The following is a 24,686-nucleotide window of genomic DNA, read 5'->3' as shown; positions in this document are numbered from 1 at the left end:
CCATAGACGTTATCGACCCGGTTCACCACCGGCCAATACTTATGCGCCTTGGTGTGCGCATCTGGCGTCACGGCTTGCTCGATGCTGTAGGGCCGCTCCCAGACACCAGTGATGTCGGCCAGCGTGTGCGGTGAACGTTTCAGCGGGTTGTCCTCCGCCGGCCAGTTGCCTTGTTCCACCTCGCTGATTTCTGCGCGGATGCTCAGCATCGCTCCGATAAACCGGTCCAGCTCGGCCTTCGATTCACTTTCGGTCGGCTCGACCATCAGTGTCCCTGGCACCGGAAACGACATCGTTGGCGCATGGAACCCATAATCCATCAGGCGCTTGGCAACGTCCTCTTCACTGATGCCGGTCAGCGTCTTCAGCGGTCGCAGATCGAGGATGCATTCGTGAGCCACCCGGCCATTGCGGCCGGTGTAGAGCACCGGGAACGCACCGGATAAGTGCTGGGCCAGGTAGTTTGCGGCAAGGATCGCCACTTCACTGGCGTCCGCCAGCTGTGGCCCCATCATCGCAATGTACATCCAGCTGATCGGCAGGATGCTCGCGCTGCCCCAAGGCGCGGCGCTCACCGCGCCGTTCTGCGGTAAAGGTCCGTCGATGGGCACCACCGGGTGATTGGCCACGAACGGCGCCAGGTGCGCCCGCACACCAATCGGCCCCATGCCCGGGCCGCCGCCACCATGGGGAATGCAGAACGTCTTGTGCAAATTCATGTGCGACACATCGGCGCCAATGTCCGCCGGGCGTGCCAGGCCGACCTGGGCGTTGAGGTTGGCGCCGTCCATGTACACCTGACCACCGTGGCTGTGGATAACTTCACAGATCTCGCTGATGCCTTCCTCGTAGACGCCGTGGGTCGAGGGATACGTCGCCATCAGGCACGCGAGTTTGTCCCCTGCCTCCGCCGCTTTTGCCTTGAGGTCATCCAGATCGACGTTGCCGGCTTCGTCGCACTCGACAATGACCACGCGCATCCCGGCCATCTGCGCCGACGCCGGGTTGGTGCCGTGGGCCGAGGACGGAATCAGGCAGAGATCCCGCGCCCCTTGATGACGACTCTCGTGGTATTTGCGGATCGCCAGCAACCCGGCGTACTCGCCCTGGGCGCCGGAGTTGGGTTGCATGCAAATCGCATCGAAACCGGTGATTGCGCAGAGCCAGCGCTCCAGCTCTTCGATCATCAGCGAATACCCCGCAGCCTGCTCTTTGGGCACGAACGGGTGCAGGTTGGCGAACTGCGGCCAGGTGATGGGGATCATTTCGCTGGTAGCGTTGAGCTTCATGGTGCAGGAGCCCAACGGAATCATCGACTGGTTGAGGGCGAGGTCTTTGTTCTCCAGTTGCTTGAGGTAACGCAGCATCTCGGTTTCGCTGTGGTGTGCATTGAACACGGGGTGGCGCAGATAAGGTGAAGTGCGCTGCAGCCCGTCGGGTATGCCCGATGGCAGCGTTTCAGCGTCCAGATCGTCGACACTCAGGCCATGATCGGCCCCCAGGAACACCGCGAACAACTGCGCGACGGTGGTTTCGTCAGAGGTTTCGTCAAGGCTCAACCCCAACTGCCCTCGCCCCAGGATGCGTAAATTGATCTGCGCCGCTTGAGCGCTTTCGATGATCGCCGTCTGGGTCCCACCGACGTCCAGGGTCAGGGTATCGAAGAAGTGTGTGTTGAGGCGGCTGATGCCACGGCGTTCGAGGCCGGCGGCGAGGATGCACGTCAAGCGGTGCACGCGCTGGGCAATGCGCTTGAGCCCCTCTGGACCGTGATAGACCGCGTAGAAACTGGCGATGTTGGCCAGCAATACTTGAGCGGTGCAAATATTCGAGTTGGCCTTCTCCCGGCGAATATGTTGCTCGCGAGTTTGCAGGGCCATGCGCAGGGCCACGTTGCCGCGGGCATCTTTGGACACGCCGATGATCCGCCCGGGAATCGCCCGTTTGTACTCATCGCGGCTGGCAAAGAACGCCGCGTGTGGCCCGCCGTAACCCATCGGCACGCCAAAACGCTGGGATGAGCCGAACACCACGTCGGCGCCCAACTCCCCCGGCGGTGTCAGTAACAACAGGCTCAGCAGATCAGTGGCGACACACGCCAGGGCTTGCTGTGCGTGCAGGTGATCGATCAGCGGCCGAAGATCGCGGATCTCGCCGTGGGTGTCGGGGTATTGCAGCAGGGCACCGAACACCTGGTGTTGTTTCAAGCTATCCACAGCGTCGATGATCAGTTCGAAGCCAAAGCCTTCGGCGCGGGTCTGCACCACCGAAATGGTCTGCGGATGGCAGTTCTGGTCGACGAAGAACAGATTGCTTTTGGACTTGGCGACACGCTTGGCCAGCGCCATGGCTTCCGCCGCTGCCGTTGCTTCATCCAGCAACGAAGCGTTGGCCAGCTCCAGGCCAGTCAGATCGATGGTCAGTTGCTGGAAATTCAGCAGCGCTTCGAGTCGTCCTTGGGCGATCTCTGGCTGATAAGGCGTGTAGGCGGTGTACCAACCGGGGTTTTCCAGGACGTTGCGTAAAATAACCGTCGGCGTGAGGGTGCCGTGGTAGCCCATGCCGATCAGGCTGGTCCAGACCTGGTTCTGCTCGGCATAGCCACGCAGCTTGGCCAGTGCGGCTTGCTCGTCCAGGGCGGGCGGCAGGTCCAGCGCCCGGTTCAGACGGATGCCCGGCGGCACCGTCTGCTCAATCAGCTCGACCCGGCTGCCGAGGCCGAGGCTGTCGAGCATCGCCTGCTGCTCGGCGGCATCGGGCCCGAGGTGGCGGCGCAGAAAGGCATTGGGGTCGCGTAACTGGCTCAAGGACGGCAACTGGGACATGACGGGCTCTCTCTTGACTGGCGCTCAGCGTCGATGCAACACGGTCAAACCAGCATAGCAGCGGATATCCGGGCGGATGGCTTGGCGCCGCGACCATTGCGGATCATCATGCACGCCATCTGCCTAATGACTGCTGATCAGGTGCCTGTATTCATGAACCAACTGCCGTTCCTGCCGTTTTCCAAACCCACCATCGATGAAGCGACGATTGCCGCGGTCGGCGACGTGTTGCGCTCGGGCTGGATTACCAGCGGCCCGAAGGTCCAGGCCTTTGAGCAACAACTCTCGGAGTATTTCGGTGGGCGCCCGGTACTCACCTTCAACTCTGGCACCTGCACCATGGAAATCGCCTTGCGCATTGCCGGTGTCGGGCCAGGTGATGAAGTGATCACCACGCCGATTTCCTGGGTGGCCACCGCCAACGTGATTCTGGAAGTCGGCGCCACCCCGGTGTTTGCCGACATTGACCCGATCACCCGCAACATCGACCTGGCTCAGCTCGAAGCCGCCATCACCCCACGTACCAAAGCCATCCTTCCGGTGTATCTCGCCGGCCTGCCGGTGGACATGACGCACCTGTACGCACTGGCGAAAAAGTACAACCTTCGGGTGCTGGAAGACGCGGCCCAGGCGTTGGGCTCCAGTTGGAACGGCCAGCGCATTGGCTCGACCGGGGATTTGGTGTCGTTCAGTTTCCAGGCGAACAAAAACGTGACCTCGTCAGAGGGCGGTTGCCTGGTGCTGAACAACGATGAGGAAGTTCGACTGGCGCAGAAGTACCGCTTGCAGGGCGTCACCCGCAGTGGTTTCGATGGCCTGGATGTCGATGTGCTGGGCGGAAAATTCAACATGACCGACGTCGCAGCGGCCATCGGCCTTGGGCAATTTGCTCACATTGAAGCCATCACCGCCCATCGCCGTGAACTGGCCAGGCACTATTTCGCCTGCTTTGGCGAGGATTTCRAGTCGGTGTACGGGGCTCAATTGCCCCCGGCGGATTTCGAGAACAGTAACTGGCACTTGTTCCAGCTGGTATTGCCGGAGCGCGGGGATGGCAAGCCGGCGCGGGCTACCTTCATGGAGCAGATGCAGGCGCTGGGGGTCGGCATCGGCTATCACTACCCGCCGATTCATTTGTTGAGTCTTTACCGCGAGCGCGGTTTCAAGGAGGGCATGTTCCCGGTCGCCGAACGGGTCGGACGCCTGATTGTCTCGCTGCCGATGTTCACGGCCATGAGCAAAGCGGACGTCGAGCGTTCGGTGGCGGCGGTCAAAGCTGTTCTAAAGCCTTGAACCGTTCCTTGTAGGCGCATGGCTTGCCCGCGATGGCGTTTTCGAAAACRCCATCGCAGGCAAGCCATGCTCCTGCAAGAGCAACGTTATTCGCCGATGGCAGCCTTGTAGCCGGCGGCGTCGAGCAGCTTCTCCAGATCGGCAGCGTTGCTTGGCTTGAGCTTGAAGATCCACGCGCCGTACGGGTCTGAGTTGAGCAGCTCTGGCGATCCACTCAGTTCTTCGTTGATCGCGATCACTTCACCGGCAATCGGGGAGTAGATGTCGGAAGCAGCTTTAACCGATTCCACCACACCGGATTGATCACCGGCGGCGAAGGCTTTGCCGACTTCAGTCAGCTCCACGAACACCACATCACCCAGCGCTTCCTGCGCGTGATCGCTAATGCCCACGGTGACGGTGCCGTCGGCTTCCAGGCGGGCCCATTCGTGACTTTCGGCAAAACGCAGGTCGGCAGGAATATCGCTCATGTTCTGTGTCCTCAAAAAAGTGTCGGCGGCTGTAGTCCGCCAGAAAAGGTTAGATCAAGGTTTTGCCATGGCGTACGAAGGTCGGTTTGACCACTCGGACCGGGTACCACTTGCCACGGATTTCCACTTCGGCGCGGTCGGCAGTTGCCATCGGCACGCGCGCCAGTGCTATCGACTTGCTAAGCGTAGGAGAGAAACTACCACTGGTGATCTCCCCTTCGCCAACATTGGCGATGCGGACCACTTGATGAGCGCGCAAAACCCCTCGCTCCTCAAGGACCAGCCCCACCAGTTTGTGCTGTACGCCACCGGCCCGTTCGCCTTCCAGGGCCGTGCGCCCGATGAACTGGCGCGAGGCCGGTTCCCAGGCAATGCTCCAGGCCATGTTGGAGGCCAGCGGTGAGACATCCTGGTGGATGTCTTGGCCGTACAGGTTCATGCCAGCTTCGACGCGCAAGGTATCCCGCGCACCCAGGCCGATAGGAGAAATGCCCGCACCGACCAGATCGTTGAAAAAACCCGGCGCCTGACTGGCCGGCAACACGATTTCCAATCCATCTTCCCCGGTGTAACCGGTGCGAGCGATGAACCAGTCCCCTTCGGGCTGGCCTTCGAAAGGCTTGAGTAGCTGAATCAGGTTACTGCGGGCCTGGGACACCAGTTCGCAGACTTTTTGCCGGGCCTGAGGGCCTTGAATGGCCAGCATCGCCAGCTCGGCACGCTCGTTGAGCTGCACATCGAAACCATCGAGGTGAGCCTGCATCCAGGCGAGGTCCTGATTGCGGGTGGAAGCGTTGACCACCAGGCGATAACCGTCGTCGAGACGATAGACAATCATGTCGTCGACGATACCGCCACGCTCGTTGAGCATGGTGCTGTACAAGGCACGGCCGGGGCTGTGCAGGCGTTCGACGTCATTGGCCAGCAAATGCTGGAGCCAGGCCTTGGCCTGGGGGCCGCTGACATCGATCACGGTCATGTGGGATACATCGAAAACCCCGCAATCGCGGCGCACCTGATGGTGTTCCTCGACCTGCGAGCCGTAATGCAGAGGCATATCCCAACCGCCAAAATCGACCATCTTCGCGCCGAGGGCGAGATGAAGGTCATACAGAGGCGTACGCTGTCCCATGGGTTTCTCCTTCCGGGCGTGGCGAAGGTGCGGACAGGTGCTGCACCGGGGTGAAAACCTTGAAATAGAAGGTTTCCAGCCGATTTCAGCTACCGGGTCTGTCAGACGGACCGCACCGAATGCCGCGCATTGTAGCCGCAAGGTGTAGGACTGACACCTAGCTGTTTCGATGCGCCGAACGTCGAATCAATCCGATGACCGGTAACAGCCCGACCAGGACCAGAGTCAGCGCCGGCAAAGAGGCCCTCGCCCACTCACCTTCGCTGGTCATTTCAAAGATCCGAACGGCCAGCGTATCCCAGCCAAACGGGCGCATTAGCAGGGTCGCGGGCATTTCCTTGAGCACATCGACAAACACCAGCAACCCCGCGCTCAAGGTGCCGGGCAACAGCAATGGCAGATACACCTTGAAAAACAGTCGTGGCCCACTGACGCCAAGGCTACGTGCCGCTTCGGGCAAAGATGGCCGTATACGCGCCAGACTGCTTTCCAGTGGGCCGTAAGCCACTGCGATGAAACGCACCAGATAGGCCAGCAGTAACGCCGACAGACTGCCCAGCAGCAACGGCTTGCCCGCACCACCGAGCCAGCCCGACAGCGGGATCACCAGTTCGCGATCCAGGTAACTGAACGCCAGCATGATCGACACCGCCAACACAGAACCCGGCAAGGCGTAGCCGAGGTTGGCCAGGCTGACGCCGGAGCGGATGGCTCGGGTCGGTGCCAAGCGTCGCGCGAACGCCAACACCAGGGCAACACTGACCGTAATCAATGCGGCCATGCCACCCAGGTACAAGGTATGGAGGATCAGCCCGGTGTAGCGCTCGTCCAGATCAAAGCGCCCGCGTTGCCAGAACCAGGCCACCAGTTGCAGCATTGGAATGACAAACGCACAGGCGAACACCAGGCCACACCAGCTCATCGCCGCCAGCGCCTTTAAGCCTCGCAAGTGGTACAGCGCCTTGACCCGTGGTCGTTCGTTACTCGTCCGGTTGGCCCCGCGAGCACGACGCTCGCCGTATAACACGACCATCACTACCAACAGCAACAGGCTGGCCAGTTGCGTAGCAGTGCCCAGGCTGRAAAACCCGTACCAGGTCTTATAGATCGCAGTGGTGAACGTGTCGAAATTGAACACCGACACCGCACCGAAATCCGCCAGGGTTTCCATCAACGCCAACGCCACCCCCGCGCCAATGGCCGGGCGAGCCATCGGCAAGGCCACTCGCCAGAACGCCTGCCACGGGGATTGTCCGAGAACCCGGGCGGCTTCCATCAGGCCTTTGCCCTGAGCAAGGAATGCCGTGCGAGCCAAGAGGTAAACGTAAGGATAGAAAACCAGCACCAGCACCAGGATGACACCGCCGGTGGAGCGCACGCGCGGCAACCTCAGGCCCGTGCCAAACCATTCGCGTAACAGGGTTTGCACGGGGCCGGCAAAGTCCAGCAGGCCGACGAAGACAAATGCCAGCACGTAGGCAGGAATCGCAAACGGCAACATCAGTGCCCAGTCGAGCCAGCGTCGACCGGGAAACTCACAGAGACTGGTGAGCCAGGCGAGGCTCACGCCCAGCAGGGTGACGCCGACACCGACACCGAGTATCAACGTCAGGGTGTTGCCCAAAAGGCGCGGCATCTGGGTGTCCCAGAGGTKGGACCAGATCTGTTGATCGATGGTTTGCCAGGACAGCAGTAAAACACTGAGAGGCAACAGGACCAGCGCAGCGATGGCGAAGACCAGGGGATACCAGCGGCGTTGGGCGGGGTGGGCCAAGGAGGTTCTCTAGAAAGTTAAATGATTGTGCCCACGCTCTGCGTGGGCACATATCTTGTCACGCTCGACGCGGAGCGTCGGGGGATGCATTCCCACGCAGAGCATGGGAACGATCAGCAGAGCGTGGGAACGATCAGTGGTGTCAGTTCCAGCCTGCCCGATCCATCATGCGAATCGCTTCAGCCTGGCGCTTGCCGGCCACTTCCACGGGCAGGGTATCGGCAACGAACTTGCCCCAGGCCGCGACTTCTTCAGAAGGCGCTACCGTCGGGTTGGCCGGGAACTCCTGATTCACATCAGCGAAGATCTTCTGTGCTTCCGGCGTGGTCATCCACTCCACCAGGGCCTTGGCGGCTTCCGGGTGCGGGGCGTGCCTGGTCAGGCCAACGCCGGAGAGATTGACGTGTACACCGCGGTCGGCCTGGTTCGGCCAGAACAGTTTCACTGGCAGGTTCGGCTTCTGCTTGTGCAAACGACCGTAGTAGTAGGTGTTGACGATGCCCACATCGCATTGACCCGCGTTGATCGCTTCCAACACCGCAACGTCATCCGAGAACACGTCGGTGGACAGGTTGTTCACCCAGCCCTTGAGGATCTTCTCGGTTTTTTCGGCGCCGTGGATTTCGATCATGGTGGCCGTCAGGGACTGGTTGTAGACCTTCTTCGCCGTGCGCAGGCACAGGCGCCCTTCCCAGTTTTTGTCGGCCAGCGCTTCGTAGGTGGTCAGCTCGCCCGGCTTCACTCGATCAGTCGAGTAAGCGATGGTCCGCGCCCGCAGGCTCAGGCCGGTCCAGGCATGGGAGGAGGCGCGGTATTGCAGCGGGATATTGGCGTCGATCACCTTGGAGGTGAACGGTTGCAGGATGCCCATCTGCTCGGCCTGCCAGAGGTTACCGGCATCGACCGTCAACAGCAGGTCGGCGGTGGCGTTTTCGCCCTCGGCCTTGATCCGCTGCATCAGCGGCGCTTCCTTGTCGGTGATGAACTTCACCTTGACGCCCGTCTTGGCGGTGTAGGCGTCGAAGACCGGCTTGATCAGCTCGTCGATACGCGATGAGTAAACCACCACCTCGTCAGCGGCCTGGGCGGCGGTACTGCCAATCAGGGTCAGGGCGAGTGCAGTCAGTAGACGCTTCGGTAGCATGGGAGCGATCTCTCGATTGAAAAATTGAGGCCAAATGATAAGGACTCACATTTAGCTTCTCAATCGATCCGTTCGCGGAGGAGTTACCAGATGTTGCATCGTCCAAGAGTTGCGGTGATTGAGAGGCCGCCTTCGCGAGCAAGCCCGCTCCCACATTTGATCGCGGTCTAATGTGGGAGCGGGCTTGCTCGCGAAGGGGCCATCAGCCGCTGCGAATATGTCAGGCCTTGGCGAGAGCCGGCAAATCCCCGGTGAGTCCAAGGGCCTCCCGCACAAACAACGCCTTGGCCTCGGGCATCTGGTCGACCATCTTCAACCCGGCATTGCGCAACCAGCGCACCGGCAGCGGGTCAGCCTGAAACAATCGCTCAAACCCTTCCATCGCCGCCATCAGCGCCAGGTTGTGGGGCATGCGTCGACGTTCATAGCGGCTGAGCACTTTCACGTCCGCCAAGCGTTCACCACGAGCGGACGCTTGCAACAGCACTTCCGCCAGCACGGCGGCATCGAGAAAGCCGAGGTTCACCCCCTGCCCCGCCAGCGGGTGAATGGTGTGCGCCGCGTCGCCGATCAGCGCCAGGCCTTCGGCTACATAACGCTTGGCATGGCGCTGACGCAGGGGCACGCACAGACGCGGATCAGCGCCAAGCACCGTACCGAGTTGGCCCTCGAAGGCCCGCTCGAGTGCCTTGCAGAAACCATCGTCGTCCAGCGCCATCAGGCGTTCGGCTTCACTCGGCGTGGTCGACCAGACGATTGAACACCAGTCCTGCTGGCCGTCGCGTTCCAGCGGCAAAAACGCCAACGGACCGTTGTCGGTGAAGCGCTGCCAGGCTGTCATCTGATGGGATTTGGAGCTGCGTACACTGGTGACAATCGCGTGGTGCATATAGTCCCACTCGCGTGTCGCCACGCCGGTCAGACGCCGAACAGCCGAGTTGGCGCCATCGGCCGCGATCACCAACGGCGCACGCAACGTGCGGCCGTCGGCCAGGGTCAGCAGCCAGTCGTCGCCCGAGCGGCGCATCTGTTCCAGGCGCGCATTGGCCAGCATCCCGAGGTCGCAGTCGTGCAGGCGATCGAGCAAGGCGTCCTGAACCACGCGGTTCTCGACGATATGCCCCAGTACGTCGGCATGCACGCTGGTGGCCGAGAAATGGACCTGCCCGGTGCCGCTGCCATCCCAGACGTGCATATCGGTGTAAGGACTGCTGCGCCGCTTGGCGATGCCGTCCCACACGCCCAAGCGCTCGAGAATTCGTTGGCTGGCCGCCGACAAGGCGCTCACCCGCGGTTCGAACGGTGCCTGGTCATCGAAGGGTTTGACGCTCAAGGGGCTGCCGTCCAGCAGCAGGACTTCCAGCCCGCTGTCCTGCAACGCCAGCGCCAGGGCGCTGCCGACCATTCCGGCCCCGACAATCAGCACATCTGCGCGCATGTCCATGCTTTAAGCCTGTCTCGCTGGCGGCTTGAGCCGCACGTAAAGGGTTTTTTCGACTCGCGCCACCAAGGTGCCGGCGCCGTCGTGAATATCGACCTGCAATTGCGGCAGGTATTTCTCGCCACCGGCCGTTTGCCGACGGATCTCGTCGAGCAACGTCTCATCGATCCGGAAATTGGCGAACACCGGGCCTTTGCCCGGCGAAATGAAATCGATGTCCGCCGCCTTATCCCAGACGATGTAATGGCGCCCGAGGTTTTCCATCAGCATCAACATGTAGAACGGATCAACCATCGAATACAGGCTGCCGCCAAACTGGGTGCCTACGTAATTGCGGTTGTACCAGCTCAGGCCCATGGACACCGTGATGTCGCGAAAGTCATCGCTGATGTGCCGCACCCGAACCCCGGCACCCATGTACGGCGGGTAAAACGACATGAAGCAACGCATCAATCGCGCTTTGCCGAATGTGTTCGTCAACCACTTAAGCATCGGGACGCGTACCCAGGCCCATGGCCTGCCGGGCGAACCAGCGCTTGGCCGGCGGCAGCAGGTCGAGACCGAGCAAGCCGAGGTTGCGGCCCAGCGAAACCAGCGGCTGAGTGCTGCCGAACAAACGGGTGACCTGATCGGAAAAACCTACCGTCAGGTTCTGATCCAGGCGTTGGCGCTCACGGTAAGCCTGCAATGTGGCGAAATCGCCCAGCGATGCCTCGCTCGCCAATAACGCATCGGCCAAGGCCTGAGCATCACGCAGCGACAGGTTGAAACCTTGCCCCGCAATCGGATGCAGGCTGTGCGCCGCGTTACCGAGAATCGCCAGATGCGGGCGCACCTGCTCTTCGGCTTCGATCAGTGTCAGCGGGTAAAGATGTCGCGCGCCGACCTGCTTCAACGTGCCGAGGCGATATCCGAACACACCTTGCAACTCGCTGAGGAAGCTACGGTCATCCAGTGCCGCCAGCCGTTGCGCGTCCATGCCCAGACGGGTCCAGACCAACGCACAACGGTTCTCCGGCAGCGGCAGCAATGCCATCGGGCCGTCGTCGGTGAATCGCTCGAACGCCATGCCGTTGTGCGCTTCGCTCGGGGTGATGTTGGCGATCAGGGCACTTTGGTTATACGGGCGTTTCTTGATGCCGATCCCCAGTTGCTCGCGCAGGCCTGAACGGCCGCCATCGGCGAGCACCGCCAAGTCGCACTCCAGGGTGGTTTCGTCATTGAGGGTCAGGCGGTAACCGTCAGTCAGCGGTTCCATGCGGGTGACTTCCGCCGGGCAGCGCCAAGTGACCACGTCCTTGTCCAGGCCTTGCCAGAGGCATTGGCCCAGCCAGGCGTTTTCCACCACATAACCCAGTGCCGGAACGCCCTCTTCCATTGCCGATAAACGCGCGGTGGAAAAACGTCCACGGTCGGACACATGAATCTGCTTGATCGGCTCGGCGCGGCGGGAAATTTCCTGCCAGACGCCCAACCGTTGATAAATCTGTTTGGCACCATAGGACAGCGCCGAGGAGCGAGCATCGTAGCTCGGCTGGTACGTATCACCCGGGGCGAATGGCTCGATCAGGACGATTTTCCAGCCGCGAGACTTGGCCCCGGCCTGCAACGCCAACGCCAGGCTGGCGCCCACCAGGCCGCCACCGATGATTGCCAGATTGACCCGGCTCATGCTGCTTGTGTCCGCGCTTGCGCCATCAGGGCCTCGATCTCGGCAACCGTTTTCGGTACGCCTTTGGTCAATATTTCACAACCGGTCTTGGTCACCACCACGTCGTCCTCGATGCGCACGCCGATACCGCGCCATTTCTTCGCCACGTTCTGGTTGTCCGGGGAAATGTAGATTCCCGGCTCCACGGTGAGCGCCATGCCGACTTCCAGCACACGCCATTCGCCACCGACCTTGTATTCGCCGACGTCATGCACATCCATCCCCAGCCAGTGACCGGCGCGGTGCATGTAAAACGCCTTGTAGGCTTCGCTGGCGATCAACTCGTCGACGTCACCCTGCAACAGGCCAAGCTTCACCAGGCCGGCAGTAATCACTTTAACCGTGGCTTCGTGCGCCTGATTCCAGTGCTTGTTCGGGGCGATTTCGGCAAACGCGGCTTCTTGCGACGCCAGCACCAACTCGTAGATCGCCTTCTGCTCCGGTGAATACTTGCCGTTGACCGGCCAGGTGCGGGTGATGTCGCTGGCGTAGCAGTCGATCTCGCAACCGGCGTCGATCAGCACCAGGTCACCGTCCTTGAGCACGGCGTCATTCTGCTGGTAATGCAGGATGCAACTGTTGCGCCCCGCCGCGACGATCGAACCGTAGGCCGGCATCTTCGCCCCGCCCTTGCGGAACTCGTAATCAAGCTCGGCTTCGAGGCTGAACTCGTGGAGCCCGGCGCGGCTGGCCTGCATCGCCCGGATATGCGCCTGGGCAGAAATCCGTGCGGCTTCACGCATCACCTTCACTTCTGCCGCCGATTTATACAGGCGCATGTCGTGAAGCAGATGATCCAGGGCAACAAATTCGTTCGGCGGCTGGGCACCGAGGTGCGCTTTGGAGCGGATCACGTTGATCCAGTCCATCAGGTGCCGATCGAATTCGGGGTTACTGCCCATGGCCGAATACACCCGGTCACGGCCTTCGATCAGGCCCGGCAGGATGTCGTCGATGTCAGTGATGGGGAAGGCATCGTCGGCACCGAAGTCGCGGATCGCGCCCTCCTGACCGGCGCGCAAGCCGTCCCACAACTCGCGCTCGGCGTTGCGCTCACGGCAGAACAGGATGTATTCGCCATGCGCACGCCCCGGCATCAAGACAAAGACCGCCTGAGGCTCGGGAAAACCGCTGAGGTACTGGAAATCGCTGTCCTGACGATAGACGTGCTCGACGTCGCGGTTGCGGATGGCCACCGCGGCGGCGGGCAGGATGGCGATGCTGTTGGGTTCCATCTGCGCCATCAAGGCCTTGCGGCGACGGCTGTATTCCGATTTCGGGATATGAATCATGGGCAGATGGTTTTCCCTTTTACGATTAATGCAAAGACGGTTTGGCAGCGGCCGGCACGTCTTTTTTGGTCTCGGAGAACAGCAGCAGCGGCGCTACGCGCAGGTATTCCATGACTTCCATGTAATCGCTTTCGCCATCTTCGGACTCTTCCAGGGCGTCTTGCACCTGGGAAATCGCCGCCAGGTCCTGCAACACTTCGGTGGCCTCGGTGCTGAGCATGCTGCTGTCGCGGCAGTTCAAGCCGAAACCGCTGAGGAAACCCTGACACCATTGGCCCAGTGCGACGGCACGATCAGCCAGCGGTGCGTCATCGGTCGGCAGCAGCAGAACGACGGTCACGTCGTCGCCGGTGAGCTCACCCTTGACCATCTCCTGCAAGCCGATCAAGGCGTTGCGGACGTTGTCCTGCGGTTCGCTTTCCAGCAGTTCGGCGGCATCGATCAACCACTCTTCGGCTTCGAAGCCGGCACCGGCGCAACTGCGGCCGAGCAACAGGCCATGCAGTTCGGCAGGCGAAACGTTATGGCCGCTGGAAGTCAGCAGGGTGGCAAAGGCTTGGTACGGGGAATTCTGATTGGTCATGGGCAGCTAGGCGCCAGACGGCGCTATGTCTAGAATGAAGGCCTTGTATCCTACATCGACAGACTCGCCAAGACTATTAAAGGCTGTCCGCCAGCTACCACCCATCAAGCACAATATCAGTGGACACAATGGAAGACACCGACCTGCAAGCGCTGATGGCCAGACTCGAACTGCTGATTAATCGAGTCGAGCAACTTAAGAGTCAAAATGGACTCTTACTAGCTCAGGAAAAGACCTGGCGCGAGGAACGCGCGCACCTCATTGAAAAAAACGAAATCGCCCGGCGTAAGGTCGAATCGATGATTTCGCGCCTCAAGGCCCTGGAGCAAGACTCATGAGTTCAAGCAATAGCGTTACCGTGCAGATCCTCGACAAAGAATATTCGATCATTTGCCCCCAGGAAGAACGCAGCAACCTGGTGAGCGCCGCCCGCTACCTGGACGGCAAGATGCGTGAAATCCGCAGCAGCGGCAAAGTCATCGGCGCCGACCGCATTGCCGTCATGGCCGCGCTGAACATTACGCACGACCTGCTGCACAAGGAAGAACGCCCGGATGTACAGGCCAGCGGCTCGACTCGCGAACAAGTGCGCGACTTGCTGGATCGCGTCGATCTGGTGCTCGCCACCGATCCGGACGTCACCAAAGGCTGATTCGTCGAACCGCTTGGGTTATACTCGCAACACTCCCTGGGGTGCTTGCCAGTTGACCACGTCCCTGAGCCGATTCGCACTACCCTGGAGGCTGCACGTTGGGCTGGTGTGCATGTCCGCTAGACGGAAAGCCTTAAAGCCTACTGCATCTTCCACCTTGAACTTTCGGGTTCAAGGGCTAAGTCAGCAGCGGTTCATCCGGGGAGCCTGATTCCAGTCCGATGCCGGTTTAATTACCGGCATCGGCTTTTTTACGGGTACGCTTTACGTATTCGTCCTGTCGAAGCCTGAATTCATGACCGAACCTGCGCTGCTGCCCCGCCCGCAACTTCGACGCATGCTGCGCAAGGCCCGCCGCGCACTGACTCCCAGTCAACAGCGCCAGGCTGCTCGCGGGCTGTACAAGCAATTGGCCCAACAGCCGTTGTTTCGCCRCGCCAGACACATCTCCCTGTACCTGCCGACCGACGGTGAAATTGACCCGCGCGTATTGCTGCGTGCCGCCCAACGTCGGGGCAAGGCGACGTATCTGCCGGTGCTCAGTGCCTGGCCGCGAACCAAAATGGTCTTCCAGCGCATTCGCCCCGGCGAAAAACTCATACCCAACCGCTTTCGTATTCTCGAACCCCGGCACAACCTCGCCCGACAACGCAAAGTCTGGGCGCTGGATCTGATCCTGTTGCCGTTGGTGGGGTTTGACGATGTCGGCGGGCGCCTGGGCATGGGCGGTGGTTTCTACGATCGAAGCCTGGCCTATCTGGCGCGCCGCAAATCCTGGCGCAAGCCGACGCTGCTGGGGCTGGCCCATGAATGTCAGAAAGTCGAACGATTGGCTCAGGCGAGCTGGGATGTACCGCTGCAGGGAACGGTGACAGACAAGGCGTGGTACTTCGCACGCTAGACGCCACTGCCAAGAGCGGCGTCCAAAAGACAGGTTTAGCGCTTGAAGGCCGACGGTTGCTGTTGCTGCGCGATTTCGATCGGCGCGTCAGTCTTGTTATTCCACAGGCTTTGGGCATAACCGGTGGTTACGACGCCGAGGCCGAACAAAATAACCAAAATCCATAGTAAATCCGGTTTGCGTTTCATCGATTGCCCCCCAAAGGCACATCAACACGATGACAGCAGCGGTTTCCGTTGTAGGTGTAGGCCGTGCAGCAGCGTCAAGCTTAGAAGGCCGGCATTTTGCGACAACGTGAACTGACACGCAAACGCTGGCGTCAACCGACTGTCGGTTTGTCATAAAATTGCCGGACAACCTGTCCACTCACCTCGCAAGGAGCAAAATCCATGGCCTATTGGCTGATGAAATCCGAGCCGGACGAACTCTCGATCAAGGGCCTGGAGAAGCTCGGCCAAGCGCGCTGGGACGGGGTTCGCAACTATCAGGCGCGTAATTTTTTGCGGTCGATGGCGGTCGGTGACGAGTTTTTCTTCTACCACTCCAGTTGCCCGGAGCCGGGAATTGCCGGGATAGGGAAAATTGTCGAAGCGGCCTATCCGGACCCCACGGCATTGGAGCCGGAGAGTCATTATTACGATCCGAAGGCCACGGCAGAAAAAAACGCCTGGAGCGCGATCGATGTCGCACATGTCGAGACGTTTGCCAGGGTGTTGAAGCTCGACTATCTGAAGCAGCAGACCGCGCTGGCCGAGATGCCATTGGTGCAGAAGGGCTCGCGGTTGTCGGTGATGCCTGTCACGGCTGAACAGTGGGCGGCAGTCATCGCGCTCAAACCGTAGAAACGCCTGCGCGTCTGAGAATGCCATCGCGGGCAAGCCCGCTCCCACAGAGATCTGGGGTGGATGCAAAACCWGCATACACTGGAGAATATTGTGGGAGCGGGCTTGCCCGCGATGAGGCCGGATCAGACAACAGAAGTCTTATTGAATGATCAGGTTGTTGAACAACAAATCCTCAACCACCGGCTTGCCGGTTTCGTCGTTCATCACCTGCTGGGTCTGCTTCAAGGCTTCCTGGCGCAGTTTTTCCTTGGCTTCGACGTTGTTCATCGTCTCGGTGGTTTGCTGGGCAAACAACGCCACCAGCTGATTGCGGATCAGCGGTTCATTGGCCTTCACGGCCTTGGTGGCGTCCTCACCGGTCACGCGCAATGCCACATCTGCCTTGTAGACCTTGAGCTTCGGCGTACCGTCCAGCCCATAGTTGCCCACGAACGGCGGACTCAGGGTGATGTAATTGACCTTCGGAGCTTCACCTTCTTTGGCTTCTTCGGCCATCGCTGCCACAGGCAGAGACAGGGCCAGCAACAACATGATCCACGCTTTCACAATTCGCTCCTTATCCGGTTTGCGGCCTAGCATAACGACCCGCCGCTCAAGCACAAGCTTATGGCTGACTATCAGGGTCGGGCATGCTCGTTGACCCATCGACTCACACACCTACACTTATCGGCCATCACTCCCAAAGGAATAGCCCTGATGAAAGCCGTGCTGTGCAAAGCCTTCGGCCCTGCCGAATCGCTGGTACTGGAAGACGTCGCCAGTCCTGTCGCCAAGAAGAATGAAATCCTGCTGGACGTGCACGCCGCCGGGGTCAACTTCCCGGACACGCTGATCATCGAGGGCAAATATCAATTCAAGCCGCCCTTCCCTTTCTCCCCGGGAGGTGAAGCCGCCGGCGTGATCAGCGCAGTGGGCGAAAAGGTCAGTCATCTCAAGGTCGGCGACCGGGTCATGGCCCTGACCGGCTGGGGCAGTTTTGCCGAGCAAATCGCAGTACCAGGCTACAACGTATTACCGATCCCGCCCTCGATGGACTTCAACACGGCCGCCGCCTTCAGCATGACCTATGGCACCTCGATGCACGCCCTCAAGCAACGCGGCAACCTGCAACCCGGCGAAACGCTGCTGGTGCTGGGTGCTTCCGGCGGTGTTGGCCTGGCGGCGGTGGAAATCGGCAAAGCCATGGGCGCCCGCGTGATCGCCGCTGCCAGCAGTGCCGAAAAGCTTGCCGTGGCCAAGGCCGCTGGCGCCGATGAGCTGATCAACTACAGCGAAACCAGCCTCAAGGACGAAATCAAACGCCTCACCGACGGCCAAGGCGCCGACGTGATCTACGACCCGGTCGGCGGCGACCTGTTTGATCAGGCTGTGCGCGCCATCGCCTGGAACGGCCGACTGCTGGTGGTCGGTTTCGCCAGCGGACGCATTCCGGAATTCCCGGTCAACCTGGCACTGCTCAAAGGGGCCGCCGTGGTCGGCGTGTTCTGGGGCTCGTTTGCTCAACGCCAGCCGCAGGACAATGCAGCGAATTTCCAGCAGTTGTTCGGCTGGTTTGCCGAGGGCAAGTTGAAGCCGCTGGTGTCACAGGTGTATCCGCTGAGCAATGCGGCACAGGCGATCAATGATCTTGGGCAGCGCAAGGCTGTGGGCAAGGTTGTGGTGCAGGTTCGCTGACAGCCGCAAAGTTGCCGTCAATTGCCGGGCGGGACCGCTCCATCGCCCGGCAACAGATGCGGCTGAACCTTCTCGCTGCGCGACGGGATCAGTCGCCCATTCTCATCGAAGCGTAAAACGATCACCCAGTCATAGACGCCGTCCGGCCATTTCTCCTGCCCCATCAGTGCCATGCTGTTGCCGCCGAAAGCTGCAATCAATTTGTTGATGCGCCCGTGGTGCCAGGCGATCAACACCGTTTGCGCCTGATTGCTCTGGCGCAACAGTTTGACCAATTTATGAACATCAACGTTGATGTAAGGCTGCTCGATCGGCAAGTTCAAATGTTGCGCCAGCGGAGTCAGGGTCAAGCGCGAGCGCGAACTCTCCGGACTGTCGCCGGCAGCAATCAGCCGTTGAGGGGTCAGTGTCTGCCCCTCCAGCTTCAGCGGATTGAAATAGTCGACATAGGCGGCTGCCCGTTGTTCGCCTCGGGCATTGAGCTCCGTGCCCACGCTGGGTTTTTCCGCATGACGAATGATCATCACGGTAGTGTTGCGCAGACCGGACTGGACGGGATGGTCGGCAATCACCAATGCCAGCAACCCAACAGTGAGAGCGGCCGCCACCAATAATCTCGGCACCAACATGCGAACCGTCAGGGGCATCTCTTATCTCTGTTGATCAATCGGCTGGACTGTCCGCGAGTCTAAGCCCCCCCATGTCCACAGGTGGTGAAAACACCCCGTTCTTACAGCTGAGCGACAGGTTCGTAAAGGAACGTCGTCAGTCAGACCCGCGAAGCGATTGCCTGATCGGCTTTTGATTTGCAGCGCTTGAGCCGCGCCTCCAGATTCCGGTCTGGCATGGCGTGGCTACGCAGGGCATGAGCGGTCTGCTCGACATAATCGCGAGTGGTGCCGTACCGCCCGCAAGCGCTTTCGAACACCTGGCTCAGCACATGATCCGGCAAGTTGCCGGCATAGCTGGGCAGGTGCCGCTCCAGAACAAATCCCAACGCCTGCACCTGGCTTCCGTCTTCGAGACGGCAGTTGAGCCAGTGCGGGCGATAGGACGGGACGGGCATTTCGCGTTGCCACAGTGCGTAAAGCGAAGCTTCAAGTTGTTCTTCGGGCAGGCGATAGGCGAAACCACTGCAGGAGCCGCCGCGGTCCAGGCCGAACACCAGACCAGGCATTTCCGGCGTGCCGCGATGTTCGTGGGACCACAGGTACAAACCGCGATGGTAACCATGCACTCGGCCGCGAACGCGCTCTACTGCCGAACACTCTGGTCGCCAGATCAGCGAACCGTAAGCGAACAACCACACCGGCCCGCCCTTGTGACGCGCCATGGTCGATTGCATCGAGACGAGAAGTTGTTCGTGCGTCAGCTGCGGCCCCAGATCGAGACGCGGAGGGTAAGCCGGATTCACAAAAGCAGATTCAATGGCGGTCATGATGAAAGTGTTCGGCCCCACAAGTATTACAAGATGTAAGCAAAACTCGCTTCATAGAACATATAGCAGTAACCGTAAAACGAAAAGTGCTAAAGGATGTATGACACTCGCAATAGCGCTAAATCGGGATTATCAGCCTCGCTATCGAGTTTTATATAGCCTAATACCATCGCAGGAATATCTTAAATACCTGAATGAAATATGCATAAGCCTTCCACTCGTTCAGGTTCGGTTCAAGAAGATGCAGGAAACTTCCTACTAAAATATCGGACTTTCTGACTTCTCTGTCACTGAACGCCTACGTATAACGGCCTTCCTCTGGCGCAAGCCACCCCGTTTAACCGAGGCTGCATGATGAAAATTCCAGGGCTTTTCACCCTCTTCCTATTGATTCCGTTCGACCAGGCAATGGCGCTGGAGGACTCACAGGGCAAAGGTTTTTGGTACGCACAGACCAGTGTCTATACCAAACATTACTCACCGGACCCAGAACACAATAACAATCAGGATTTGATTGGTATTGAGCGCAATCAGGCATCGGGCTGGGTATTTGGCGGGGCGACTTTTCGTAACTCGTTCAGGCAGCGCTCTAACTACGCCTACGCCGGTAAACGCTATGACAGCGCCAATTATCCGGTGTACCTGAAAGTGACTGGCGGCCTGTTGCAGGGTTATAGCGGTGACTACAAGGATAAGATTCCATTGAACCGCTACGGCGTTGCGCCGGTGATCATTCCGTCGGTCGGCACTCACTATGGACCGTTGGCCGCCGAGCTGGTTTTTCTCGGCGCCAACGCAGCCATGGTTACGACCGGGGTGCGGTTCTAAAGGCTTGGATCAAGATTGAGGATCAAGATCACGGATCAAGATCGCGGATCAAGATCGCGGCGCGTACGCAAACACATCCGCGCGCATTTGATGAGCGTCCATCCCGGCTTCGACCAAGGCATCCAGCGTGCCATAGACCATCGCCGGAGATCCGCTGGCGTAGACATGCAAGGATTTAAGATCCGGGAAATCCTCACACACTATCTCGTGCAACATCCCGCAACGCCCTTGCCAACCGCACTGATCACTGACGACTTTGTGCAGGAACAGGTTGGGCAGTTTCAGCCACTCATCCCAATGCTCAATCTGGTAAAAGTCTTCAGGACGGCGCACGCCCCAATACAGGTGCACTGGATGCTTGAAGCCTGCGGCGCGGCAGTGTTCGATCAGGCTGTGAATCTGGCCCATGCCGGTGCCCGCGCCGATCAGCACCAGCGGACCGTCCGGCAACTCTGCAAGGTGGGTATCGCCGAATGGCAGCTCGACCCGCACTATCGGGTTGCGTTGCAACTGTGCGATCAGGCTCAGCGCACTGTTTTCGCGCGCCAGCACATGGATCTCCAGATCTCGTCCGCCATGGGGTGCCGAGGCCAGCGAGAACGCGGATTTCTCGCCATTCTCACGTTCGATCATCAAATACTGGCCAGCGTGATAACGCGGTGGCTTACCGGCCGGCGCGCGCAGGCGCACACGCCAGGTGTCGCCGCCGACGTCCCTGCATTCAATGACCTGACACGACACGCTGCGCACCGGCAGTTCTCCCAGCGCGAGCACGCCATCCCACAGCACGATGCAGTCTTCCAGCGGCTCTGCTATGCAAGTGTAGAACTCGCCATGGTCACGCACATGGCCTGCCTGCTCGACCCGACCTTCCACCAGCAACGCGCCACATACGTGGCAATTGCCATTGCGGCAGCTTTGCGGGCATTCGTAGCCCAGGCGCCGCGCACCATCGAGAATCCGCTCGCCGGGCAGAATCTCTAGCACTGCTCCGGAGGGCTGCAAGGTTACACGCATCAATCTATTCCTAACTGATTCCAGATGGCATCGATCCGTTGGGTCACGGCGTCGTCCTTGACGATCACCCGGCCCCACTCGCGAGTGGTTTCGCCCGGCCATTTATGCGTGGCATCGAGCCCCATTTTCGACCCCAGGCCTGAGACCGGCGAGGCGAAGTCGAGGTAGTCGATCGGCGTGTTGTCGATCATCACCGTGTCGCGCTTGGGGTCCATGCGCGTGGTAATGGCCCAGATCACGTCGTTCCAGTCCCGGGCGTTGATATCGTCGTCAGTGACGATAACGAACTTGGTGTACATGAACTGTCGCAAAAACGACCAGACACCCAGCATTACCCGCTTGGCGTGCCCCGGATACGACTTCTTCATGGTCACGATGGCCATGCGGTACGAGCAGCCTTCGGGCGGCAGATAGAAGTCGGTGATTTCCGGGAACTGCTTCTGCAGGATCGGCACGAACACTTCGTTCAGCGCCACACCGAGAATCGCCGGCTCATCCGGCGGACGGCCGGTGTAAGTGCTGTGGTAAATCGGTTTGATCCGATGCGTGATGCGCTCGACGGTGAACACCGGGAAGCTGTCGACTTCGTTGTAGTAACCGGTGTGGTCGCCATACGGACCTTCATCGGCCATTTCGCCGGGATGGATCACGCCTTCGAGAATGATCTCGGCAGTCGCAGGGACTTGCAGGTCGTTGCCCCGGCACTTCACCAGCTCGGTGCGATTGCCGCGCAGCAGACCGGCGAAAGCGTATTCGGAAAGGCTGTCCGGTACCGGCGTCACGGCACCAAGGATGGTCGCCGGGTCAGCACCCAACGCCACGGACACCGGGAACGGCTGGCCCGGGTGCTTCTCGCACCACTCGCGGTAGTCCAGCGCGCCACCTCGATGGCTCAACCAGCGCATGATGACCTTGTTGCGGCCAATCACTTGCTGACGGTAGATGCCGAGGTTCTGGCGGTCCTTGTTCGGCCCCTTTGTGACCGTCAGGCCCCAGGTGATCAACGGGCCGACATCGCCCGGCCAGCAGGTTTGCACGGGGAGCATCGCCAGGTCGACGTCGTCGCCTTCGATGACCACTTCCTGGCACACCGCGTCTTTGACGACTTTCGGCGCCATGGCAATGATCTTGCGGAAGATCGGCAACTTCGACCAGGCGTCTTTCAAGCCCTTCGGCGGCTCGGGCTCTTTGAGGAAGGCCAGCAGCTTGCCGATCTCGCGCAGCTCGCTGACCGACTCGGCGCCCATGCCCATGGCGACCCGCTCGGGGGTGCCAAACAGGTTGCCGAGCACCGGAATGTCGTAGCCGGTAGGGTTTTCGAACAGCAGCGCCGGCCCCTTGGCCCGCAGCGTGCGATCACAGACTTCGGTCATCTCCAGCACTGGAGAGACGGGGATCTGGATGCGTTTCAACTCTCCGCGCTGCTCAAGCTGCTGCACGAAATCCCGAAGGTCCTTGAATTTCATTGACGATGGCACCCCTAAAATAGGCGTACATCCTACCTGCTCTGCCGTCCGCTGGCAGCTTATCGCTGTTCAGTTGGCTGCATTCGCGTTGCCATTGCCCAGTGCTGCCCGTGCTCGCAAGTGCTTGAACAACGGCTCAAGGACCGGGGCGATGAACCGCGCGCCGGCCTCGGACAGGTGATTGGTGTCGGTGTACAACGACTGACCACCGAGTTCGGCGCGGCAAAGTCCCGCTTCATCACACAGCACCGGCGCCGGATCCACCACCGTCACGCCCGGGTTGGCTTGCGCCAGTTGCGTGAACAGTTGACTGATGAACGCTTGGCGCTTGAGGTGTTCAGTCACCGCCAGCCCCACGTCGTCGGTCGGGCGATGCAGCATCGCCAGGCGGCTGAGACGATAAGGCGGACTGAAGGTTTGCAGCGGCGCTTCCTTTACCAGCCAGACGCGATGCCCACCCTCTCGTAGCTGCCGCACGGTCGCCTGTAATCCTTCGGCCAATCGTTGCTCGGCGATGGCGCGGTCATAACGGCCACGGGCGTCCGTCAGGACATGACCAAGATCGCCTTTCACATCGCCATACAGATACAGACTCCAGTGCGCGACCAGCACCACATCGCCGACCGATTGCCGGGTCAAGGCTTGTTCGACCCGGCGATTGAACCGGGCACACTGCGCTTCATGCTCCAGCCCTTCAACCGGGATGCAGCCGGGGGAGCTGGCGAGCATCACACTGACACCGTGCTGGTGCGCCCCCTCATCGAACACCGGGATCAGTGCGGTGGCATGACTGTCACCCCAGACCAGCGCCGTTGATACGGTCGGCGTTGGCGTGCCATAGTGACAAAAGAGTTGGTCGTCCGGGGTTTTGTCGTCGGCCAGGCAGCGCATCAGTTCCGGCCGCCACTCCTTCGCTTTGGCGTATTGAAGGGCCTGTTCAGATAAGCGCGTGGGTAATCCATCGGTCCAGCGCAATGCCTGACCGGCCAGGCCGAGCACCAGCACACCGCACGCGGCGGCAAGCAGGATCTGCCGGCGCCCCGCCCACAACCGCCGCTCGCGAAACGGCGTCTCGACAAATCGCCACGACAGATAACCCAACACCAGGCTGAGCAAGATCAATCCTGTGATATCGAAGGGGCCAAGCTCATCAAGACTGGCGTAGTTGGCAAAAACAAACACCGGCCAGTGCCACAAGTACCAGGAATAGGAAATCAGTCCGAGACCGACCAGCACACGACTGGCCAGCAGTCTGCCGACAAATGTCGGCTGATGCCCGTTGGCCCGGATCAGCGCGACCACACCGAGTGTCGGCAGCAATGCCGCAGCACCGGGAAATGGCGTGCTTTTGTCGTAGCACAACACCGCCAACAGAATCAGCGCCAAGCCAGCCAGGCTGATCGCTTGTGCCCCCATCGTTGTCAGACGCCATTGGCTTCTGGGCGCAACGGCCAGCATGCCACCGGCCAACAGCTCCCAGGCACGCATCGGCAACAGGAAAAATGCTTTTTCAGGGTGATGCGCAACGGCCCACACACTGAGCCCGAACGACACCAGCAACACGGCGAACAGCGCCAGTCGCCAATGGTTCAGGCGACTCGACAGCAGGATCAGCAGTAACGGAAAAACAATGTAGAACTGCTCCTCAACCGCCAGCGACCACGTATGCAGCAACGGCTTGAGGTCGGAAGCCACATCAAAGTAACCATCCTGACGCATGAACAAGAGGTTGGAGACGAACATCACCTGGTAGCGCACCGAGCGGCCCAGCTCTTCGTAATCCTTGGGCGCCAGCAGGAACCAGCCGACTGCAAGCACGGCAGCGATCATCACGAACAGCGCGGGCAGGATTCGCCGCGCGCGACGGGCCCAGAAATCGACAAAGCTGAAGTGCCCGGTCTGTCGCTGATTCCAGATAATCGAGGTGATCAGGTAGCCGGAAATCACAAAAAAGATGTCTACACCGACGAAACCGCCGGTGAAGCCAGGAACACCGAAATGGAACAACACCACCGCAATCACGGCGATTGCGCGTAAGCCGTCGATGTCTCTTCGATAAGCAAGCGTGGTCATAAGCAAGAAAGCCAATCAGTTGAAATTATTGGGGTCGCACGCCCAATTCGCTTTTGTACTGACCAACCGTCACCACAAACCTCCCTTTTTTTTTGCAAAAAAAATGGCGTCCCGAAGGACGCCATTT

24 protein-coding genes and 1 other RNA gene are annotated in these 24,686 nt (G+C 60.2%); 8 read left to right on the top strand and 17 right to left on the bottom strand.

Annotation, left to right across the window (positions count from 1 at the left end; genetic code table 11):
• Positions 1-2,825, bottom strand: a 2,825-nt coding sequence (gene gcvP / locus AC1D2P_RS16810; protein ID WP_477811514.1) for an aminomethyl-transferring glycine dehydrogenase, incomplete at its 3' end; no start/stop codon positions are given.
• A gap of 153 nt (positions 2,826-2,978) precedes the next feature.
• Between gcvP and AC1D2P_RS16805 the strand changes: the two genes are divergently transcribed.
• Positions 2,979-4,118: a DegT/DnrJ/EryC1/StrS family aminotransferase gene (locus tag AC1D2P_RS16805; protein WP_477811513.1), complete on the top strand. Its 1,140-nt coding sequence runs from the start codon at positions 2,979-2,981 to the stop codon at positions 4,116-4,118.
• An 86-nt stretch (positions 4,119-4,204) separates the two neighbouring features.
• Here AC1D2P_RS16805 and gcvH read toward each other — a convergent pair whose 3' ends face one another.
• The 9 genes from gcvH to AC1D2P_RS16760 form a co-directional block, all read right to left on the bottom strand.
• Complete coding sequence (gene gcvH / locus AC1D2P_RS16800) at positions 4,205-4,588, bottom strand: glycine cleavage system protein GcvH (protein WP_109785680.1); 384 nt, start codon at positions 4,586-4,588, stop codon at positions 4,205-4,207.
• Between the two features lie 49 nt (positions 4,589-4,637).
• Entirely contained in the window at positions 4,638-5,720 is a 1,083-nt protein-coding gene (gene gcvT / locus AC1D2P_RS16795; RefSeq protein WP_109785681.1) for a glycine cleavage system aminomethyltransferase GcvT, read from the bottom strand.
• A gap of 157 nt (positions 5,721-5,877) precedes the next feature.
• Positions 5,878-7,494 carry an ABC transporter permease gene (locus AC1D2P_RS16790; protein ID WP_477811512.1) on the bottom strand — a complete coding sequence of 539 codons (1,617 nt, stop codon included), beginning with the start codon at positions 7,492-7,494 and terminating at the stop codon, positions 5,878-5,880.
• A gap of 142 nt (positions 7,495-7,636) precedes the next feature.
• Positions 7,637-8,638: an extracellular solute-binding protein gene (locus AC1D2P_RS16785; protein WP_109785683.1), complete on the bottom strand. Its 1,002-nt coding sequence runs from the start codon at positions 8,636-8,638 to the stop codon at positions 7,637-7,639.
• A 220-nt stretch (positions 8,639-8,858) separates the two neighbouring features.
• Positions 8,859-10,076 (bottom strand): 2-octaprenyl-3-methyl-6-methoxy-1,4-benzoquinol hydroxylase, encoded by a 1,218-nt coding sequence (locus tag AC1D2P_RS16780; RefSeq protein WP_177412232.1) that lies wholly within the window; start codon positions 10,074-10,076, stop codon positions 8,859-8,861.
• Between the two features lie 9 nt (positions 10,077-10,085).
• Complete coding sequence (locus AC1D2P_RS16775; protein ID WP_077431068.1) at positions 10,086-10,571, bottom strand: DUF4442 domain-containing protein; 486 nt, start codon at positions 10,569-10,571, stop codon at positions 10,086-10,088.
• Complete coding sequence (gene ubiH / locus AC1D2P_RS16770; RefSeq protein ID WP_077431067.1) at positions 10,564-11,751, bottom strand: 2-octaprenyl-6-methoxyphenyl hydroxylase; 1,188 nt, start codon at positions 11,749-11,751, stop codon at positions 10,564-10,566. The genes AC1D2P_RS16775 and ubiH overlap by 8 nt, the downstream gene beginning before the upstream one ends.
• Complete coding sequence (pepP, locus tag AC1D2P_RS16765) at positions 11,748-13,082, bottom strand: Xaa-Pro aminopeptidase (RefSeq protein ID WP_109785685.1); 1,335 nt, start codon at positions 13,080-13,082, stop codon at positions 11,748-11,750. The genes ubiH and pepP overlap by 4 nt, the downstream gene beginning before the upstream one ends.
• 25 nt (positions 13,083-13,107) lie before the next feature.
• Positions 13,108-13,665 (bottom strand): YecA/YgfB family protein, encoded by a 558-nt coding sequence (locus AC1D2P_RS16760; RefSeq protein WP_109785686.1) that lies wholly within the window; start codon positions 13,663-13,665, stop codon positions 13,108-13,110.
• Positions 13,666-13,793: 128 nt separating this feature from the next.
• Between AC1D2P_RS16760 and AC1D2P_RS16755 the strand changes: the two genes are divergently transcribed.
• The 4 genes from AC1D2P_RS16755 (at position 13,794) to AC1D2P_RS16740 (ending at position 15,218) form a co-directional block, all read left to right on the top strand.
• Positions 13,794-14,003, top strand: coding sequence for a TIGR02449 family protein (locus tag AC1D2P_RS16755; protein ID WP_003213954.1), 210 nt, complete (start codon positions 13,794-13,796; stop codon positions 14,001-14,003).
• A complete protein-coding gene (locus AC1D2P_RS16750) occupies positions 14,000-14,317 on the top strand; it encodes a cell division protein ZapA (protein WP_007942435.1) in 318 nt (105 codons plus the stop codon). The genes AC1D2P_RS16755 and AC1D2P_RS16750 overlap by 4 nt, the downstream gene beginning before the upstream one ends.
• A gap of 30 nt (positions 14,318-14,347) precedes the next feature.
• Positions 14,348-14,526, top strand: a non-coding RNA gene (ssrS, locus tag AC1D2P_RS16745) — 6S RNA.
• 86 nt (positions 14,527-14,612) lie between these two features.
• Positions 14,613-15,218 (top strand): 5-formyltetrahydrofolate cyclo-ligase, encoded by a 606-nt coding sequence (locus AC1D2P_RS16740; protein WP_477811511.1) that lies wholly within the window; start codon positions 14,613-14,615, stop codon positions 15,216-15,218.
• Between the two features lie 35 nt (positions 15,219-15,253).
• On the opposite strand, the gene AC1D2P_RS16735 is transcribed toward AC1D2P_RS16740, so the two are convergent.
• Entirely contained in the window at positions 15,254-15,406 is a 153-nt protein-coding gene (locus tag AC1D2P_RS16735; RefSeq protein ID WP_007942433.1) for a hypothetical protein, read from the bottom strand.
• A gap of 201 nt (positions 15,407-15,607) precedes the next feature.
• Here AC1D2P_RS16735 and AC1D2P_RS16730 point away from each other — a divergent pair, with 201 nt between their 5' ends.
• The gene (locus AC1D2P_RS16730; RefSeq protein WP_109785688.1) at positions 15,608-16,060 is read left to right on the top strand and encodes an EVE domain-containing protein; all 453 of its coding nucleotides are present in this window, start codon (positions 15,608-15,610) and stop codon (positions 16,058-16,060) included.
• Between the two features lie 141 nt (positions 16,061-16,201).
• Here the strand turns inward: AC1D2P_RS16730 and AC1D2P_RS16725 are convergent, their stop codons facing one another.
• A complete protein-coding gene (locus AC1D2P_RS16725) occupies positions 16,202-16,609 on the bottom strand; it encodes a flagellar basal body-associated protein FliL (RefSeq protein ID WP_046032257.1) in 408 nt (135 codons plus the stop codon).
• Positions 16,610-16,759: 150 nt separating this feature from the next.
• Between AC1D2P_RS16725 and AC1D2P_RS16720 the strand changes: the two genes are divergently transcribed.
• A complete protein-coding gene (locus tag AC1D2P_RS16720) occupies positions 16,760-17,737 on the top strand; it encodes an NADPH:quinone oxidoreductase family protein (RefSeq protein WP_109785689.1) in 978 nt (325 codons plus the stop codon).
• A gap of 17 nt (positions 17,738-17,754) precedes the next feature.
• Here AC1D2P_RS16720 and AC1D2P_RS16715 read toward each other — a convergent pair whose 3' ends face one another.
• Positions 17,755-18,384 carry a flagellar basal body-associated protein FliL gene (locus AC1D2P_RS16715; RefSeq protein WP_109785690.1) on the bottom strand — a complete coding sequence of 210 codons (630 nt, stop codon included), beginning with the start codon at positions 18,382-18,384 and terminating at the stop codon, positions 17,755-17,757.
• Positions 18,385-18,506: 122 nt separating this feature from the next.
• A complete protein-coding gene (locus tag AC1D2P_RS16710; protein ID WP_046032341.1) occupies positions 18,507-19,175 on the bottom strand; it encodes a gamma-glutamylcyclotransferase in 669 nt (222 codons plus the stop codon).
• A 354-nt stretch (positions 19,176-19,529) separates the two neighbouring features.
• On the opposite strand from AC1D2P_RS16710, the gene AC1D2P_RS16705 reads away from it, so the two are divergent.
• Positions 19,530-20,003, top strand: a complete 474-nt coding sequence (locus tag AC1D2P_RS16705) for a hypothetical protein (protein ID WP_046032253.1) — start codon at positions 19,530-19,532, stop codon at positions 20,001-20,003.
• A gap of 48 nt (positions 20,004-20,051) precedes the next feature.
• Here the strand turns inward: AC1D2P_RS16705 and AC1D2P_RS16700 are convergent, their stop codons facing one another.
• The 3 genes from AC1D2P_RS16700 to AC1D2P_RS16690 form a co-directional block, all read right to left on the bottom strand.
• On the bottom strand, positions 20,052-21,020 hold the full coding sequence (locus tag AC1D2P_RS16700; RefSeq protein WP_046032252.1) for a CDP-6-deoxy-delta-3,4-glucoseen reductase: 969 nt from the start codon (positions 21,018-21,020) through the stop codon (positions 20,052-20,054).
• Positions 21,020-22,486 (bottom strand): 4-hydroxy-3-polyprenylbenzoate decarboxylase, encoded by a 1,467-nt coding sequence (ubiD, locus tag AC1D2P_RS16695; RefSeq protein ID WP_046032251.1) that lies wholly within the window; start codon positions 22,484-22,486, stop codon positions 21,020-21,022. Before ubiD ends, AC1D2P_RS16700 begins: the two co-directional genes overlap by 1 nt.
• Positions 22,487-22,555: 69 nt before the next feature.
• A complete protein-coding gene (locus AC1D2P_RS16690; protein WP_109785691.1) occupies positions 22,556-24,559 on the bottom strand; it encodes an acyltransferase family protein in 2,004 nt (667 codons plus the stop codon).
• Between the last annotated feature and the right edge of the window lie 127 nt (positions 24,560-24,686).

This window comes from Pseudomonas sp. P1_F1_2, from assembly GCF_056405815.1.
The sequence above is the reverse complement of the archived record's forward strand: the minus strand, read 5'-3'. Positions and strand labels throughout refer to the sequence as shown.